At 68.9% G+C, this 16,474-nt stretch carries 13 protein-coding genes; 6 read left to right on the plus strand and 7 right to left on the minus strand.

What is annotated here, in order from left to right; translation table 11 throughout:
- Positions 1-64: 64 nt before the first annotated feature.
- Positions 65-2,908 carry a [protein-PII] uridylyltransferase gene (locus ABNQ38_RS18000; protein ID WP_377809576.1) on the minus strand — a complete coding sequence of 948 codons (2,844 nt, stop codon included), beginning with the start codon at positions 2,906-2,908 and terminating at the stop codon, positions 65-67.
- A gap of 216 nt (positions 2,909-3,124) precedes the next feature.
- Between ABNQ38_RS18000 and ABNQ38_RS18005 the strand changes: the two genes are divergently transcribed.
- Together ABNQ38_RS18005 and ABNQ38_RS18010 are read left to right on the plus strand one after the other, a co-directional pair.
- On the plus strand, positions 3,125-3,487 hold the full coding sequence (locus ABNQ38_RS18005; RefSeq protein ID WP_377809577.1) for a hypothetical protein: 363 nt from the start codon (positions 3,125-3,127) through the stop codon (positions 3,485-3,487).
- 205 nt (positions 3,488-3,692) lie between these two features.
- Positions 3,693-4,016 (plus strand): hypothetical protein, encoded by a 324-nt coding sequence (locus tag ABNQ38_RS18010; RefSeq protein ID WP_377809578.1) that lies wholly within the window; start codon positions 3,693-3,695, stop codon positions 4,014-4,016.
- Between the two features lie 47 nt (positions 4,017-4,063).
- Here the strand turns inward: ABNQ38_RS18010 and ABNQ38_RS18015 are convergent, their stop codons facing one another.
- The gene (locus ABNQ38_RS18015; protein WP_377809579.1) at positions 4,064-4,594 is read right to left on the minus strand and encodes a hypothetical protein; all 531 of its coding nucleotides are present in this window, start codon (positions 4,592-4,594) and stop codon (positions 4,064-4,066) included.
- A gap of 247 nt (positions 4,595-4,841) precedes the next feature.
- Here ABNQ38_RS18015 and mutS point away from each other — a divergent pair, with 247 nt between their 5' ends.
- Positions 4,842-7,478, plus strand: coding sequence for a DNA mismatch repair protein MutS (mutS, locus tag ABNQ38_RS18020; RefSeq protein WP_377810094.1), 2,637 nt, complete (start codon positions 4,842-4,844; stop codon positions 7,476-7,478).
- 138 nt (positions 7,479-7,616) lie between these two features.
- On the opposite strand, the gene ABNQ38_RS18025 is transcribed toward mutS, so the two are convergent.
- The 4 genes from ABNQ38_RS18025 to radA all read right to left on the minus strand — a co-directional run bounded on the left by ABNQ38_RS18025 (position 7,617) and on the right by radA (position 12,156).
- On the minus strand, positions 7,617-8,324 hold the full coding sequence (locus ABNQ38_RS18025; protein WP_377809580.1) for an SDR family NAD(P)-dependent oxidoreductase: 708 nt from the start codon (positions 8,322-8,324) through the stop codon (positions 7,617-7,619).
- A gap of 77 nt (positions 8,325-8,401) precedes the next feature.
- Positions 8,402-9,850 carry an amidophosphoribosyltransferase gene (gene purF, locus ABNQ38_RS18030; protein ID WP_377809581.1) on the minus strand — a complete coding sequence of 483 codons (1,449 nt, stop codon included), beginning with the start codon at positions 9,848-9,850 and terminating at the stop codon, positions 8,402-8,404.
- A gap of 108 nt (positions 9,851-9,958) precedes the next feature.
- Positions 9,959-10,648 (minus strand): CvpA family protein, encoded by a 690-nt coding sequence (locus ABNQ38_RS18035; protein ID WP_377809582.1) that lies wholly within the window; start codon positions 10,646-10,648, stop codon positions 9,959-9,961.
- 59 nt (positions 10,649-10,707) lie between these two features.
- Positions 10,708-12,156 (minus strand): DNA repair protein RadA, encoded by a 1,449-nt coding sequence (gene radA, locus ABNQ38_RS18040; RefSeq protein WP_377809583.1) that lies wholly within the window; start codon positions 12,154-12,156, stop codon positions 10,708-10,710.
- Positions 12,157-12,344: 188 nt separating this feature from the next.
- Here radA and map point away from each other — a divergent pair, with 188 nt between their 5' ends.
- From map to ABNQ38_RS18055, 3 genes are read left to right on the plus strand one after another with little or no spacing between them, the layout of a single operon-like run.
- Positions 12,345-13,154: a type I methionyl aminopeptidase gene (map, locus tag ABNQ38_RS18045; protein ID WP_377809584.1), complete on the plus strand. Its 810-nt coding sequence runs from the start codon at positions 12,345-12,347 to the stop codon at positions 13,152-13,154.
- Positions 13,151-13,768 carry an NUDIX domain-containing protein gene (locus ABNQ38_RS18050; RefSeq protein WP_377809585.1) on the plus strand — a complete coding sequence of 206 codons (618 nt, stop codon included), beginning with the start codon at positions 13,151-13,153 and terminating at the stop codon, positions 13,766-13,768. The genes map and ABNQ38_RS18050 overlap by 4 nt, the downstream gene beginning before the upstream one ends.
- Positions 13,765-14,217, plus strand: a complete 453-nt coding sequence (locus ABNQ38_RS18055) for a cupin domain-containing protein (protein ID WP_377809586.1) — start codon at positions 13,765-13,767, stop codon at positions 14,215-14,217. Before ABNQ38_RS18050 ends, ABNQ38_RS18055 begins: the two co-directional genes overlap by 4 nt.
- Positions 14,218-14,259: 42 nt before the next feature.
- Here the strand turns inward: ABNQ38_RS18055 and ABNQ38_RS18060 are convergent, their stop codons facing one another.
- On the minus strand, positions 14,260-16,458 hold the full coding sequence (locus tag ABNQ38_RS18060) for a putative bifunctional diguanylate cyclase/phosphodiesterase (protein ID WP_377809587.1): 2,199 nt from the start codon (positions 16,456-16,458) through the stop codon (positions 14,260-14,262).
- Positions 16,459-16,474: the final 16 nt, after the last annotated feature.

Below are 16,474 nucleotides of genomic sequence, written 5' to 3' on the forward strand. Positions count from 1 at the left end.
TTCCGGGGCTGTCCCCTCTCCCCCCGGGGGGAGAGGGTATCAGCTTTGGGGGAGAGGGGGTGTTTTACGCCCCCGTCACCTTGGTCCGGGTCCGCTTGACCGTCGCCGGGGGAGGGGCGTCGCCGGTGGGGTCGTCGAGTGCGCTCAGCAGCCGTTCCTTGATCTTGGACAGCTTGCCGTCATGCGTCACCTTCAGGCCGAAGACGTCCTTCACATAGAAGACGTCGATGGCCTTCTCGCCGAAGGTCGATACCTTGGCCGAGCTGATCTGCAGGGTCAGGTTCGACAAAGCGCGGGTCAGGTCGTAGAGCAGGCCGGGACGGTCGCGGCCGTTCACCTCGATCACCGTGTGGGTGGTGGAGGCGTTGTTGTCGATCAGCACGCGCGGCGGCACATGGAAGACGCGGGTGCGGCTGGCATGGGGCGTGCGGCGGGTCGACAGGTCGTTCAGTGGCTTCAACTGGCCCGACAGCACCTTCTCGATCATCACCGACAGCTTGGCGAGCTTGTCGCCGCTCTCGAAGGCGCCGCCGCCGGCGGCGTCCTGCACCGAGAAGACGTCGAGCGCCATGCCGTTGGTCATGGTGAAGATGCGGGCATCGACGATGTCCGCCCCGCAGGCGGCCAGCGCCCCGGCGAGGCGGGAGAACAGGCCGCTGTGGTCGGTGGCGTAGATCGTCACCTCCGTCACCGCCCGGCCGCGGTCGACGCGGGTCTCCACCGTCAGCGGACGCTGTGCCCGCTCCGCCTCGCGGACGATGCGGGCCTGATGGGCCAGCGTGTCGGTGTCGAAGGCCAGCCAGTAGCCGGGGTAGCCCAGCCCCTTGTGATGCTCGAATGCCGCCTCGTCGAAGTCGGTCAGCTGGGCGCGCAATGCGGCCTGGGAGGCCTGGATGCGCCGGCCGCGGCCCTCCACCGTCATGCCGCCCGACATCAGCTCTTCGGAACGGTTGTAGAGTTCGCGGAGAAGCGTGGCCTTCCAGTTGTTCCAGCGCTGCGGGCCGACGGCGCGGATGTCGGCCACCGTCAGCACCAGCAGCAGGCGCAGGCGTTCCGGCGACTGGACCAGCGCCACGAAGTCGCGGACGGTCTTGTCGTCCTCCAGGTCGCGCTTGAAGGCGGTGTGCGACATGGCGAGGTGCCAGCGCACCAGCCACGCCACCGTCTCCGTCTCCTCCGCCGTCAGGCTGAGCCGCGGGCAGAGCTTCTCGGCAACGCGGGCGCCCAGCACCGAATGGTCGCCGCCGCGGCCCTTGGCGATGTCGTGCAGCAGGACGGCGACATAGAGCGCCCGCTTCGAGACGACCTTGTGGATCACCTCGGTCGACAGCGGCAGTTCGTCGGCATGCTCGCCCGACGCGATCTTGTGCAGGATGCCGAGCGCGAACAGCGTGTGCTCGTCCACCGTGTAGACATGGTACATGTCATACTGCATCTGCGCGACGACCCGGCCGAAGTCGGGGATGAAGCGGGCCATCACGCCCGCCTCGTTCATCCGGCGCAGGGTGATCTCCGGATCCTTCGGCCCGGTCAGGATGTCGAGGAAGAGCCGGTTGGCATCCGGATCGTTGCGCAGCTTCGGGCCGATGGCCGACAGCGACCGGGTGATGGAGCGCAGCGCCGCCGGGTGGATGTCGATGTCGTTCATCTGCGCGGTGTGGAACAGGCGGATCATGTCGATCGGCTGTTCCTTGAACTGCTTGTCGCTGCGGGCGTTCAGCCGCTCGCCGTCGACGATGAAGCCGTCCACGTCCTTGCGCCGGGCGACCGAGGCCAGACGCAGCAGATTGAACCGGGGCGGACGCTTCGATTCCGCCTCCAGCGCCGCGCAGAAGATGCGCGTCAGGTCGCCGACGTCTTTGGCGACCAGGAAGTAATGCTTCATGAAGCGCTCGACGCCCTTGGTGCCGGCATGGTCGGTATAGCCCATGGCGGCGCCGATGCTGGTCTGGACGTCGAAAGTCAGGCGGTCTTCCAGCCGGCCGGTCAGGTAATGCAGGTGGCAGCGCGCGGTCCACAGGAAGTTCTGCGCCTTGGCGAAGCGCTGCGCCTCCTCCGGCGTCAGCACATGCTTGCCGACCAGCTCGTCGACTCCCTCGACCCGGTAGAGATACTTGGCGATCCAGAACAGGGTCTGGAGATCGCGCAGCCCCCCCTTGCCGTCCTTCAGGTTGGGTTCCAGCACATAGCGGCTGTCACCCATCTTCAGGTGGCGGTTGTCGCGCTCGGCCAGCTTGGCCTCGACGAATTCGGGGCCGGTGCCGGCCACCACCTCCTTGTCGTAGCGCTTGCGCAGCTCGGCGAACAGCTGGCCCGGCCCCCAGAGATAGCGCGATTCGAGGATGGCCGTGCGGATGGTGACGTCGGCCTTGGACTGGCGGATGCACTCGTCGATGCTGCGCACGGCATGGCCGACCTTCAGCCCCAGATCCCACAGGATGTAGAGCATGTATTCGACCACCTGCTCCACCCGCGGCGTGCGCTTGTAGGGCAACAGGAACAGCAGGTCGATGTCGGAGAAGGGCGCCAGCTCGCCGCGGCCGTAGCCGCCGGTGGCCACCACGTCGAACACCTCGCCGGAGGTCGGATTGGCGGTGGGGAAGATGAAGCGGACGGTGAAGTCGGCCAGCGTGCCGACCACGCGGTCGGCGAGATAGCAGTTTTCCCGCACGCACTGCTCGCCCGAGCCGCCGGCGTCGAAGCGCCGCCGCACCTCCGCCCTGCCCTCGGCCAGCGACTTGCGCAGGCAGGCGATCAGCGCCGGGCGCAGCTTGTCGCCGGTGCCGTGTTCGGCGACCAGATCCTCAAGCTCCCCCGACAGCTTGCGGCGGGAGATGATGGCGCGCTTGTTCGGGATGGCGGGCGCGGGCGACTCTGGCGGGGGCAACGCCTTGGAGCGGGACAGCATCGGTCGGGAAAAACCTCGGCTTCTAAAGCGGCGTGCAGGCGATCCGGATGGCCGCAACGGTCGCACTATAGCGGTAAAGCCTTCAGGTAGCACGCCCGCACTGGAAAACCAGGGGCCCGGCCCCTGCATGTGCACCCGGTTGTGACGGCCGTCACAGCGAGGCTTCCGTTGCGGGGCCAGAGTGGTCGCCATGGACGGTATCGCAGGAGACAGGCCATGACCGGCCGGACGAGCACGGGACGCGCGGCGGAGACAGCCGCGAAGGAGACATCGCTGAAGGGACGGCGGGAGCTGGCGGCGCTGAACGACGCGCTGGCGCTGGCCGAACGCGGGCTGGGACGGCAGACGGTGGCGGCGCTGATGGCGCGGCTGCTGCGGGTGGCCGCGATGTTCCCGCGCTCGGTGGACGACACGCTGATGTGGCAGGTGACCGACCTCGTCACCGGCGACGAGCTGTCGGACGGGGTGAAGCTGACGCTGATCCGCATGGGATGGGCGTCCATCGTCCAGGCGCAGTACAAAGCGCACGGGCTGCGGATGGTCGCCACCCCGACGCGCCGTCAGGCCGCCGCGGCGTAACGGGAAGGGCCGGGTCCCCGGCGAAGGGCGAGACCGGCAGGAATGGGCCGGCAGAACTTGCCCGGCGGCAGGCTCGGCCGCCCTGGTGAACGCATCAAGTCCTTGAAACGAGAAGGTTTCCCGTTCGGCGTTGAAATTGCATCGCGTTCTGCACTGTCGGCAGGTTCTGTCCGGCGGCGGCGCAACCGACAGCGGAACCACCGCGATGCAAGTCAACGGCTACAGCGGCTATTCGACCTCCCTCTACACCCAGTCGCAGACGGCGGCCGCGCGCAAGGGCTGGGGCAGCAGCGAAGGCCCGACCACCGACACCGACGCGGTCAACGCCTTCCTGAAGGAATCGAAGAAGACGCCGGCCGAGCGGATCCGCGATGACTGGCTTGCCCGTCACAAGATGACCGAGGACGACCTGAAGTCGATGCCGTCGGACAAGCGGGAGGCGGTCGAGAAGGAAATCGCCGAGGAGCTGAAGCGGAAGCTGACGGGGCAGGACGCCAAGCGCGGCGCCGTGATGAACCTGACCGCCTGACGCCGCCTGCCTGATGCCGCCTGCCTTACCCCCTGCCCGCCCCTCCGTCAGGCGTCGCGGACGCTCACATGCACATTGCCGCCGCCTTCGCGATCCAGCAGGGCGGAGGCCTGCGCCTCGCGCTCCGCCGTCTCCACCCGCACCCACAGGATGATGCCGCCGGCCTCCAGCGCGCGGGTGAACTCGTCGGGCTTGGGATGGCTGGTCAGCTCGTCCAGATAGTCCTTGATCGCCACGCCGCCGACGCCGGCCGCGACCAGCGCCGCCAGCGCCGCCTCGATGGGGCCGCCGACGATGGCGATCAGGCCGGCGGTGGTCAGGGGGAAGGCGTATTTCAGCTCGCCCACCAGTCCGGTCAGCGCCTCGTCGCGCGGCCGGTATTTCGGGTCGGCGGCCTCCAGCGAGGTGTGGCTGGCCAGGACCGACAGGTCGGCGCGGTCGAAATCGGCCGCCAGCAGGGCCTCCACCGCGCGGTCGAACGCGGCGCGGGTGGCGAAGAGGGCAACGACCTCCCGCACCTCGGCTGGTATGGCGGCAGGTGTGGCGGCGGGCACGGTCTGCCCGGTCGATTGCGTCATGATGGCCGTCTCCCTATTTTTCAGCTTTCCCTATTGTAGCGACCGGCGGCGCGCGCCCGTCAACCGCAACAGGGACGTGGACCCGAGTCGTTCGTGCGCGTCCCATTGTCCCAGGCTCGGCAAAGCCGCCTATCCCGCGGCTGCATATCCCGTGATAGGGTGCGCATCCGAAACAACACCCATCCAAGGCTTCGTGGTTCCCGTGTCCGACATCGCAGAAATCGTCATTCCGCCCGACGCCACGCCGATGATGGCGCAGTATCTGGAGATCAAGCAGGCGCATCCCGATTGCCTGCTGTTCTACCGGATGGGCGACTTCTACGAGATGTTCTTCGAGGATGCGGTCAATGCCGCGGCGGCGCTGGACATCGCGCTGACCAAGCGCGGCCAGCATCTGGGCGAAGACATCCCGATGTGCGGCGTGCCGGTGCATTCCCACGAGAATTACCTGCAGCGCCTGATCCGCCAGGGCTTCCGCGTCGCCATCTGCGAACAGATGGAAGACCCGGCCGAGGCGAAGAAGCGCGGGGGCAAATCGGTGGTGAAGCGCGGCGTCATCCGCATCGTCACCCCCGGCACCCTGACCGAGGACAGCCTGCTCGACGCCCGTTCCTCCAACTGGCTGGCGGCGGTGGCGGAGACGGCGGGCGGGCTGGGGCTGGCCTGGCTGGAGATGTCGACCGGAGAGCTGGTGGTGCAGCCGGTGGAGCGCGCGGGCCTGGGTGCCGCGCTGGGGCGGCTCGACCCGCAGGAAGTGCTGATCTCCGAGAAGCTGAGCCAGACGCCGGAGCTGTTCGAGCTGTGGGGCGAATGGAAGTCGCGGCTGACCGTGCAGCCCAACCCGCGTTTCGACAGCGAGAACGGCAAGCAGCGCCTGCTGACCCAGTATGGCGTCGGCACGCTGGACGCCTTCGGCACGTTCAGCCGGGCGGAGGTCGCGGCGGCCGGTGCGCTCGTCGGCTATGTCGAGCTGACGCAGAAGGGGCGCGTGCCCCGGCTGTCGCCGCCGCGCCGGCTGGGGCCGGGGGCGGTGATGGAGATCGACGCCTCCACCGCGCGCAATCTGGAACTGACGCGGACGCTGAACGGGGAACGGCGCGGCAGCCTGCTCGCCACCATCGACCGCACGGTGACGGGAGCCGGGGCCCGGCTGCTCTGCGCCCACCTGACCTCGCCGCTGACCGATCCGGTCGCCATCGGCCGCCGGTTGGACATGGTGGAGTTCGCGCTGACCGGGGAACGGCTGCGGGCCGAGCTGCGCCAAGCGTTGCGCAGCTGTCCCGACCTGGAACGGGCGCTGTCGCGGCTGACACTGGGCCGGGGGGGCCCTCGCGATCTGGCATCGATCCGCGACGGGCTGCGGCAGGCCGGGCTGATCCGCGAGCTGCTGGCCGGCGCCATGCCGCTGCCGGACGGGCTGGCGGCGCTGGACAAGCGGCTGGGTGCGCATTCGGAACTGGTGGACCAGCTGACCCAGGCGCTGGCGCCGGAGCTGCCGCTGCTGGCGCGTGACGGCGGCTTCATCGCCCGCGACTACAGCTATGCGCTCGATGAGCTGGTGACCCTGCGCGACGAGAGCCGGCGGCTGATCGCCGGCCTGCAGACGAAATATGCCGAGATCGCCGGGGTGCCGTCGCTGAAGGTCAAGCACAACAATGTGCTGGGCTATCACATCGAGGTCACCGCCGCCCATGCCGACAAGCTGATGTCGGACAAGGGACGCGAGGTGTTCATGCACCGCCAGACCATGGCGAACGCCGTGCGCTTCGGCACGGTGGAACTGTCGGATCTGGAACGCCGGATTTCGGAGGCCGCCGACAGGGCGCTGGCGGTGGAGCTGGAGCTGTTCGCCGGGCTGGTCGAGGTGGTCGCCGGCAAGGCCGACGCCATCGCCCAGGCGGCGCATGCGCTGGCGGCGCTGGACGTCGCCACCTCGCTGGCAGAACTGGCGGATGAGAGGCGCTACAGCCGGCCGCTGGTGGACGACAGCCTCGCCTTCTCGATCAAGGGCGGGCGGCATCCGGTGGTGGAGGCGGTGCTGGACGCCGCCCATGGCGGGCCGTTCGTGGCCAACGACTGCGATCTGGCGCCGGACAACCGGCTGTGGCTGCTGACCGGTCCGAACATGGCCGGTAAATCGACCTTCCTGCGACAGAACGCGCTGATCGCGATCCTGGCGCAGATGGGCGGCTTCGTCCCGGCGGAACAGGCCCATATCGGGGTGGTCGACCGGCTCTACAGCCGCGTCGGCGCCGCCGACGATCTGGCGCGCGGGCGCTCCACCTTCATGGTGGAGATGGTGGAGACGGCGGCGATCCTGAACCAGTCGGGCGCGCGGGCTCTGGTGATTTTGGACGAGATCGGGCGCGGGACGGCGACCTTCGACGGCCTGTCCATCGCCTGGGCCTGCGTCGAGCATCTGCACGACGTGAACCGCTGCCGCGCGTTGTTCGCCACGCACTATCACGAGCTGACGATGCTGGCCTCGAAGCTGCCGGCGCTGTCCTGCCACACCATGCGCATCAAGGAATGGCAGGGCGACGTGGTGTTCCTGCACGAGGTGACGGCGGGCGCGGCGGACCGCAGCTATGGCATCCACGTCGCCAAGCTGGCCGGGCTGCCGCCGGCGGTGGTCGGGCGGGCCGACGAGGTGCTGAAGCTGCTGGAATCGGGGGACCAGAACGCGACGATCCACCGGCTGGCCGAGGATCTGCCGCTGTTCAGCGCGGCGTTGAAGCGGCCGGCGAAGGTGGTGGCGGAGGTCGAGACGGCACCGGCCGGGCCGTCAGCGGTCGAGGTGGCGCTGGCGGGGATCGACCCGGACAGCCTGACGCCGCGTCAGGCGCTGGAGGAGCTGTATAGGCTGCGCGGGATGGTGCGCTGATTTCTTGGAGATCCCTTCTCCCCCTGGGGAGAAGGTTAGGATGAGGGGGTTCGGCGCAGCCGAAGACATCCGGCATGTGCATCCCCCTCACCCCCGATCCTCTCCCCGGGGGGAGAGGGGGATTTGGCAGGTGAGTTGTTACTGCCCCAGAACCAGTTCCCCATGGCGCTCGCAGGCGGCCTCGGCCAGCTCCACGAAGCGCTCGGTCACGTCGTCGGGCTGGGCGACCTTCGTCGGGTCCTCGCCGGGGAATGCCTGGGTGCGCAGCTTGGTCGCAACCACGCCGGGGTCGAGCAGATTGACGCGGACGGTGGAGGAGGCGACCTCCATCGCGTAGGTCTTCACGATCATCTCCAGCGCCGCCTTGCTGGCGCCGTAGGGCATCCAGTAATGGTGCGGCGCCTTGGCGGCGGCGGACGTCACGAAGATGGCGCGGCCGGTGCCCGACGCGCGCAGCAGCGGGTCCATCGAGCGGATCAGCCGGTAATTCGCCGTCACGTTCAGGTCCATCACCCGCGACCACAGCTTCGGATCGTACTGGGCGACCGGGCCGAGAGCCTCCAGCGCGCCGGCATTGCCGACGACCACGTCCAGCTTGCCGAAGCGCTGGTAGAGCGCATGGCCGAGCTGGTCGATCTTGTCGTAGTCGCGCAGGTCCATCGGCACCAGGGTCGCCGACTGGCCGGAGAGCTTCTGGATGGCGTCGTCGGTCTCCTCCAGCCCGCCGACCGTGCGGGCGACCAGAACCAGATGGGCGCCTTCGGCAGCGAAACGCTTGGCGACGGCGGCGCCGATGCCGCGCGAGGCGCCGGTGACGAGGGCGATGCGGCCGGAGAGACGGGACATGGGGACGACTCGTTTCCTGGGATTATTGTTCGTTCACATACGAAAAACCCTCCCCCGTTGCGGGGGAGGGCTTCGGGTCAGGCGCGGACCGGGACGTTCGACTCGACCGGCGGCTGGTCCAGCGCGTCGGTCAGCGGGATCGGGTAATCGCCGGTGAAGCAGGCGTCGCAATAGCCGAGCTTGGCCGGGTCGCGCTTCTCGTCGCCCATGGCGCGGTAGAGGCCGTCGAGCGAGATGAAGGAAAGGCTGTCGGCCTGGATGAACTCGCGCATCTGTTCCACCGTCATGCGGTGGGCCAGCAGCTTGCTCTGCTCCGGCGTGTCGATGCCGTAGAAGCAGGGGTGCGAGGTCGGCGGGCTGGAGATGCGCATGTGCACCTCCTTGGCCCCGGCGGCACGCACCATCTCGACGATCTTCTTCGACGTGGTGCCGCGGACGATGCTGTCGTCCACCAGCACGACGCGCTTGCCCTCGATCATCGCGCGGTTGGCGTTGTGCTTCAGCTTCACGCCGAGATGGCGGATCTGGTCGGTCGGCTCGATGAAGGTGCGGCCGACATAATGGTTGCGGATGATGCCGAGGTCGAAGGGCACGCCGGCTTCCTGGGCGTAGCCCAGCGCCGCGGGCACGCCGCTGTCCGGCACCGGCACGATCACGTCGGCGGGCACGCCGGCCTCGCGGGCCAGCTCACGGCCGATGCGCTGGCGCGCCTGATAGACGGAGGTGCCCTCCATCACGCTGTCGGGACGGGCGAAGTAGATGTATTCGAAGATGCACAGGCGGCGCTGCTGCGGCTGGAACGGGCGCAGGCTGTGGAGGCCGCTGTCGTCGATGACGATCATCTCGCCCGGCTCGACGTCGCGGACATAGTCGGCGCCGACGATGTCGAAGGCGCAGGTCTCGCTGGCCAGGATGTAGGTGTCGCCGAGCTTGCCGAGCACCAGCGGACGGACGCCGAGCGCGTCACGCACGCCGATCACCTCCTTGGAGGTCAGCGCCACCAGGGAGAAGGCGCCCTCGACCTGCCGCACCGCCTCGATCAGCCGGTCGACCGGCGAGCCGCCGCGGGCGGTCGCCATCAGGTGGACGATCACCTCGGTATCGGTGGAGGACTGGAACAGGCAGCCGCGGCGGACCAGCTGGCGGCGCAGCACCTGGGCGTTGGTCAGGTTGCCGTTGTGGGCCAGCGCGAAGCCGCCGAACTCGAAATCGGCATAGAGCGGCTGGACGTTGCGGATCGAGGTGTCGCCGGTGGTGGCGTAGCGCACATGGCCGATGGCGCTGCCGCCCTTCAGCTTGGCGATGATCGCCTCGGAGCTGAAATGGTCGCCGACCAGGCCCAGCGTGTGCTGGAGGTGGAACCGGCCGCCGTCGAAGCTGACGATGCCCGCCGCCTCCTGCCCGCGGTGCTGCAGGGCATGCAGGCCCAGCGCCGTGATGGCGCCCGCCTGCGGGTTGCCGTAGATGCCGAACACGCCGCACTCTTCGCGCAGCTTGTCGTCGTCGAACGGATGCGTCGTCAGCATCACCAGAAGTCCTTCGTCCAGGAGGCGCCGTCGGCGCGCGTCAGCACATGCAACGGAAAAAACTACGGTCCCACAAACGTCAATCGCGCCAAAACCGAGCGGTCAAGCTCAGCGGGCGTTGTTCTGCATCAGCCTTTCAAGATCGGCGCGATCGCGGTCCTTATAACCGGTATCGGGCGCCTGCGCACCCCCGGTCTTCGCGGGGCTGGGCACCGGCGTCGACAGGCGGTCGAGCGCCTGCTTGGCCTCCATCGCCTGACGCGCACGGTCGCGCGCCATGTCCATCTGGCCGAGACCTTCCTTGCGCAAATTCTCCGGCACGAAGCCGTAGAGCGTTTCCGCCCCCATCGCCAGGAAGGGCCGGGTCTTCGCCTGCTGGAGCCAGACCGGCTGCTCGGCCTGGTTCGGCACCAGCCACAGGAAGAAGAGGTAGGCGATGGAAACCAGAATCCCACCCTTCACCAGACCGAAGGCGAAGCCCAGCGTGCGGTCCAGCGCCGACAGCGCCGACGCCTGCACCCCGCGCGACAGGCTGCGCCCCAGCAGAGACAGCACGATCAGCGCGACGATGAAGATGCCGACCGCCGAGGCGGCATAGGCCAGCATCTCGAAGCGGATGTAGATCTGCGCATAGGGCAGGACATGGGGCAGCGCATAGAGCGTGACGATGGCCGCACCGGCCCAGGCGGCGACCGACACCAGTTCGGCGACGAGGCCGCGGCTGAAGGCGAGCAGTGCGGCCAGAAGCAGCACGGCGAAAACGACGATGTCCACCGGATTGACGGGAAGAGTGTCCATGACCCTGTGCCGATTGCCTGTGCCGATTGATGAGGTGCCGAGTGACGGCGGAATTGCGGTCAGATGTACTCGTCGTCGCGCGAACGGCGCGTGTCGTTGTCGTCATGGCCGCGCCTGGACGGCGGCCGGCCGGAGGAGCCCTGCGGCTGGAACAGCGGCATCAGCTCGCCCAGCTGCTGGAGTTCGACCGTCTTGAGGCCGTTGTCGCCGCGGCTGCCCTTCTTGCCGGCGCGCCGGGCCGGGAAGATGGCGGAGGAGAAGCCGAGCTTCGCCGCCTCCTTCAGCCTCGTGTCGGTCTGGCTCACGGCGCGGACCTCGCCCGACAGGCCGAGTTCGCCGAACACCACCGTGTCGGCCGGCACCGGCTCCCCGGTCAGCGACGACACCAGCGCTGCGGCGACGGCGAGGTCGGCGGCCGGTTCGGTGATGCGCAGGCCGCCCGCCACGCTCAGATAGACGTCGTTGGCGCCGATCTGCACGCCGCAGCGCGCCTCCAGCACCGCCAGCACCATGGCGAGCCGCGCCGAATCCCAGCCGACCACGGCGCGGCGCGGCGTGCCGAGCGGCGACGGGGCGACCAGCGCCTGCACCTCGACCAGCACGGGGCGGGTGCCCTCCATCCCGGCGAAGACGGCGGCGCCCGACACGTCGCCGCGGCGTTCGGCCAGGAACAGGGCGGACGGGTTGGCGACCTCGCCGAGGCCGGCGTCGCCCATCTCGAACACGCCGATCTCGTCGGTCGGGCCGAAGCGGTTCTTCACCGCGCGCAGGATGCGGAACTGGTGGCCGCGCTCGCCTTCGAAATAGAGCACCGTGTCCACCATGTGCTCCAGCACGCGGGGTCCGGCGATCATGCCTTCCTTCGTCACATGGCCGACCAGCAGCAGGACGACGCCGCGCCGCTTGGCGATGCGGATCAGCTCCTGCGCGCTGGCGCGGACCTGGGCGACGGTGCCGGGGGCGCTGTCCAGATTGTCCATATACATGGTCTGGATCGAATCGATGACGATCACCTCCGGACCCTTGGCGTCGTCGAGCGAGGCGACGATGTCGCGCACGCTGGTGGCCGACGCCAGATCGACGGGGGCGGTGGCGCAGCCCAGCCGCTGGGCGCGCAGGCGCACCTGATCGACCGCCTCCTCGCCCGAGACATAGGCGCAGCGGTGGTCCTGCGACAGCCGGGCCATCGCCTGGAGCAGAAGGGTCGATTTGCCGATGCCGGGATCGCCGCCGATCAGGATGGCCGAGCCGGGGACCAGACCGCCGCCGCAGACGCGGTCGAACTCGGCGATGCCGGTCATCCGCCGCGGCGGCGCCTCGCTGGATCCGTGCAGCCCGACGAAATCGATGCGGCGGCCGCGGGCAGCGCCCAGCCCCTTGGGCGCGCTGTCGGGAGCGGTCTCCTCGACAAGGCTGTTCCATTCGCCGCAGGCGTCGCACTTGCCCCCCCATTTCGGGAAGGAGGCGCCGCAGGCCTGACAGACATATCGGGTGGTGGGCTTCGCCAAAGGTCTGGTAGTCCGATGGGGGTAAGGCCCGCCACATATAGCAAGCCATTCCGCCGAATCCTACGATTGCAGGGGTGGAATGCAGGGGCTTTTTTCAGACGGGTGGCGTGATAGCTTGTTGCGCTGCCTGCGGATGGTCGCGGCAGCCGAAGGATGGTCAGAGGATTTACGTGACGGATGACGGTTTGATGGATAGGGATGGACGGCGGATCGTTCTGCACGGTCCGGAAGAGTTCGCGGCGCTGCGCAAGGCCTGCCGGCTGGCGGCCGAGACGCTGGACTACATCGCGTCCTTCGTGGTGCCGGGTGTCAGCACCGGGCGACTCGACAAGCTGATCGAGGCGTTCCAGCGCGACCGCGGCGGCATTCCGGCGACGCTGGGCTATCAGGGCTATCCAGCCTGCAGCTGCATCTCGCCCAACCATGTCGTCAACCACGGCATCCCCAGCGACGACAAGAAGCTGGTCGAGGGCGACATCGTCAACATCGATGTCACCGTGATCCTGGACGGCTGGTACGGCGACAGCAGCCGCATGTATTTCGTCGGCGAGAAGATCGGCGTCAAGGCGCGCAAGCTGGTCGACCTGACCTACCGCTGCATGATGGCCGGCATCGCCCAGGCCAAGCCCGGCAACCATCTGGGCGACATCGGCCACGCCATCCAGACGATGGCCGAGGCGGCGCGCTGCTCCGTCGTGCGCGATTTCGGCGGTCACGGCATTGGGCGGGAGTTCCACGGCGCCCCGCACGTCGATCATTTCGGCAAGCCCGGCACCGGCGTCGAGCTGCGCCCCGGCATGGTCTTCACGGTCGAGCCGATGATCAACGCCGGCCGGCCGGAGGTGAAGATCCTGTCCGACGGCTGGACCACGGTCACCCGCGACCGCTCGCTGTCGGCGCAGTTCGAGCACCAGATCGGCATCACCGAGGGCGGCTGCGAGATCTTCACCCTCTCCCCCGCCGGCCACACCCAGCCGCCTTACGGAACCGCCGCATGAGCGATGACCAGAAGCATGACGAGCAGAAACAAGGCGAACAGAAGCCTTGGGACGTGCTCGACAGCCGCGAGCTGCTGGATGCCAGCCCGTACCTGAAGGTGCGGGCGGAGACGGTCCAGCTGCCGGACGGGCGGACGGTGGAGAATTTCTACCAGATCGACCAGCCCGACTTCGCCCTGATGTATGTGGAGACCGAGGACTGCAAGGTCGTGATGCTGCGCACCTACAAGCATGGGCCGCGCCGCGTCAGCCTGACCTTCCCCGCCGGCGCCATCGAGCCCGGCGAGGATCCGCTGGCCGCCGCCAGGCGCGAGCTGCTGGAGGAAACCGGCTATGCCGCCGACGACTGGACGGCGCTGGGCGGCTTCGTCGTCGGGGCGAACTCCAGGGGCAGCACCTGCCACATGTTCCACGCCAAGGGCGCCCGCAAGGTGGCGGAGCCGGATCAGGGCGATCTGGAGGACATGCGGATCGAGCTGCACAGCGCCCGCGAGCTGATCGACGCGGCAGCGCAGGGCGACTATGCGGTGCTGCCGGTGATCGCCATGCTGGGGGCGATGCTGCTGCCGGAGCTGCGCGAGGGGCTGGGCATGGCGGCGCGGAGCACGCGATGACGGACGATGCGCCGACCGCCGAGCGGCTGATCGAACTGCTGGGGTTGCAGCCGCATCCGGAGGGGGGCTTCTACGCCGAGACCTACCGTGCGCCGGGCGATGGCGGGCGCGGGGCGGTGACGGCGATCTATTTCCTGCTGAAAGCCGGGCAGCGGTCGCACTGGCACACGGTGGATGCCGTGGAGATCTGGCTCTGGCACGGCGGGGCGCCGCTGGAGCTGTCGATTTATCAGGATGGCGGGGCGGTCGAGAGCCGCCGGCTGGGGATGGACATCGCCGGCGGCGAGCGGCCGCAGGCGGTGGTGCCGGTGGGAGCCTGGCAGGCGGCGCGGAGTCTGGCCGAGGGGCCGGACGGCTGGTCTCTGGTCAGTTGCACCGTGGCGCCGGCCTTCGAGTTCGCCGGGTTCCGGATGGCACCGGAGGGGTGGGAGCCGCCGGAGGATCCGTGAGGGGCGGATGACCGCCCCCTTGCCCGGATCACCTGCGCCCGATCACCCCGGCGCCGGGACGGCAGATCGGGCGATGGCCGGCGCGCCCTGCGTGCGCACCATGTCGGCCAGCGCCTCGGGCGCCATCGGGCGGCCGAACAGATAGCCCTGCATCAGGTCGCAGCCGACCGACACCAGGAAATCGCGCTGCTCCGCCGTCTCCACCCCTTCCGCCACGGTGGTCAGGCCAAGGCCGTGCGCCATGCCGACGGCGGCACGGACCAGCGCGTTGCTCTTCGGATTTTCCGGCACGTCGATGACGAAGGCGCGGTCGATCTTCAGCTTCGCCACCGGCAGCTGCTGCACATAGCTGAGCGAGGAATAGCCGGAGCCGAAATCGTCGATGGCCGCCTGGATGCCGAGATCGGCCAGCTCGCCCAGCGTCCGGACCGCCACCTTCAGGTCGCGTACCGCTGCCTGTTCGGTGATCTCCAGCCCGAGATGGCTGCGCAGCGACGGATGCTCGCTCAGCAGTTCCTCCAGGCGCAGCGTGAGGTTGCCGCGCAGGAACTGCTGTCCGGAGATGTTGAGGAAAACACGGTCGGGCAGCACGCCCTCCGCCTCCCAGGCCACCATCTGGGCGATGGCGGTGGACAACACCCAATCGGTGATCGGCACGATCAGGCCGCTTTCCTCAGCGACCGGGATGAACTCCCCCGGCGACACCGGCCCCAGCGCGTGATGGTCCCAGCGCAGCAGCGCCTCGGCCGAGCGGACCCGGCCGGCCCTGTCGACGATGGGCTGGTAGACGAGGCGCAGTTCGTTCCGTTCGATCGCGTGGGTCAGATGCATGGTCAGCATCATCCGCCGCGTCGCCGCCGCCGCCATTTCCGGCGTGTAGAAGCAGATGGCGTTGCCGCCATTGTGCTGCACCGCCTGCAAGGCCAGCTTGGCCTTGGCGTTCAGATCCTCCAGCGTGCCGACCGTCTCGTCCTGCACCGCGGCGCCGACCGACAGCCGCAGCCGCACCCAATGGCGGTCGGCGTAGATCGACGCGGTCAGCCGGTCGTGCAGCACCCCGGCCAGCGTGCGCGCCTGATCGGCGTCGGCCACCCGTGACAGCGCTGCGAATTCGTCGGCGGCGATGCGGCAGATGATGGTGTTGGGCGGCAGCACCTCGGTCACCCGGCTGACCATCGCCTTCAACGCGGCATCGCCGACATGGAAGCCGAAGGCTTCGTTCACGTCGCTGAACTGGTCGACGTCCAGCGCGAACAGCGCGAACAGCCCGCCACCTGCCCCGCCGCCTGCCCCACCACTTCCGCCGCCCTCCGGCCCGTCGGCGCGGTGGCCGGCGAACAGCGCCTCGCACTCCTCCAAAAAGGCGGTGCGGGTCAGGACGCCGGTCAGCGGGTCGTGCCGCGCCAGGTAGGAGGCGCGCTGCTCCGCCGCCAGACGGTCGGAAATGTCGCGGATGATGCCGACGAAGGTGACGTCGTCGCCCATCCGCGCCTCGCCGACGCTGAGATGGATGGGGAACACCGTGCCGTCCTTGCGCTGGCCCAGCGTGTCGCGGCCGATGCCGATGATCTTGGCCCGCTCGGTCCGCATGTAGGTGTCGACATAGCGGGTGTGGTCGCGGGAGAAGGGCGGCGGCATCAGGATGGTCATGCTGCGCCCGACCAGCTCGCTGTCCTCATAGCCGAACAGGCGGCAGCAGGCGCGGTTGATCGAGCGGATGATGCCGCTGCGGTCGGACACGATGATGCCGTCCACCGCGGCGTCGAGCAGGGTGGCGACGAAGCTGTCGCGGCAGGTCACGAACTCGGCGATGCGGTCGGGATCGCCGGTCTGGTGAAAGGTGCCGAGATAGCCGAGGATCGTGCCGGCGCCGTCGCGATGGGCGGTCACGCTGCCGCTGAGAATCGAACGGCGGCCGTCGCAGCCGACCGTCGGGCAATCGACCGGGGCGGAGCCGTGCGCCTGGGACTGGCCGAGGGCGGCGATGGCGGCGCCCAGCGCCGCGGTCACCGGATGTTGAATGGCGGCGAGCGGCTGGCCGACCAGCTCCGCCGGGGAGCGGTCGAGCGCCGCGGCGAAATGGCGGTCGGCATGCCGGCACACGCGGTCGCGGTCGAGATAGACGAGCGCCATCCCGCCATCGTCGAGCAGGCTGGCGGCCAGCGAGGCCAGAAAGGCCGGATCGCGCGGCATCCCGGCGGCTTCCGCCGCGCCGGACCCGCTGCACTCGGAACCGTTCATCTGATCCGCCGGTTGT

The organism is Azospirillum sp. A29 (assembly GCF_042604625.1).
Classification (GTDB): domain Bacteria; phylum Pseudomonadota; class Alphaproteobacteria; order Azospirillales; family Azospirillaceae; genus Azospirillum; species Azospirillum palustre.

What these genes read in the sequence shown, in the direction of transcription:
- ABNQ38_RS18000 (WP_377809576.1), bottom strand. Translation starts at nt 2,908, where the DNA reads ATGCTGTCCCGCTCCAAGGCGTTGCCCCCGCCAGAGTCGCCCGCGCCC.
- ABNQ38_RS18005 (WP_377809577.1), top strand. Translation starts at nt 3,125, where the DNA reads ATGACCGGCCGGACGAGCACGGGACGCGCGGCGGAGACAGCCGCGAAG.
- ABNQ38_RS18010 (WP_377809578.1), top strand. Translation starts at nt 3,693, where the DNA reads ATGCAAGTCAACGGCTACAGCGGCTATTCGACCTCCCTCTACACCCAG.
- ABNQ38_RS18015 (WP_377809579.1), bottom strand. Translation starts at nt 4,594, where the DNA reads ATGACGCAATCGACCGGGCAGACCGTGCCCGCCGCCACACCTGCCGCC.
- mutS (WP_377810094.1), top strand. Translation starts at nt 4,842, where the DNA reads ATGATGGCGCAGTATCTGGAGATCAAGCAGGCGCATCCCGATTGCCTG.
- ABNQ38_RS18025 (WP_377809580.1), bottom strand. Translation starts at nt 8,324, where the DNA reads ATGTCCCGTCTCTCCGGCCGCATCGCCCTCGTCACCGGCGCCTCGCGC.
- purF (WP_377809581.1), bottom strand. Translation starts at nt 9,850, where the DNA reads ATGCTGACGACGCATCCGTTCGACGACGACAAGCTGCGCGAAGAGTGC.
- ABNQ38_RS18035 (WP_377809582.1), bottom strand. Translation starts at nt 10,648, where the DNA reads ATGGACACTCTTCCCGTCAATCCGGTGGACATCGTCGTTTTCGCCGTG.
- map (WP_377809584.1), top strand. Translation starts at nt 12,345, where the DNA reads ATGGATAGGGATGGACGGCGGATCGTTCTGCACGGTCCGGAAGAGTTC.
- ABNQ38_RS18050 (WP_377809585.1), top strand. Translation starts at nt 13,151, where the DNA reads ATGAGCGATGACCAGAAGCATGACGAGCAGAAACAAGGCGAACAGAAG.
- ABNQ38_RS18055 (WP_377809586.1), top strand. Translation starts at nt 13,765, where the DNA reads ATGACGGACGATGCGCCGACCGCCGAGCGGCTGATCGAACTGCTGGGG.
- ABNQ38_RS18060 (WP_377809587.1), bottom strand. Translation starts at nt 16,458, where the DNA reads ATGAACGGTTCCGAGTGCAGCGGGTCCGGCGCGGCGGAAGCCGCCGGG.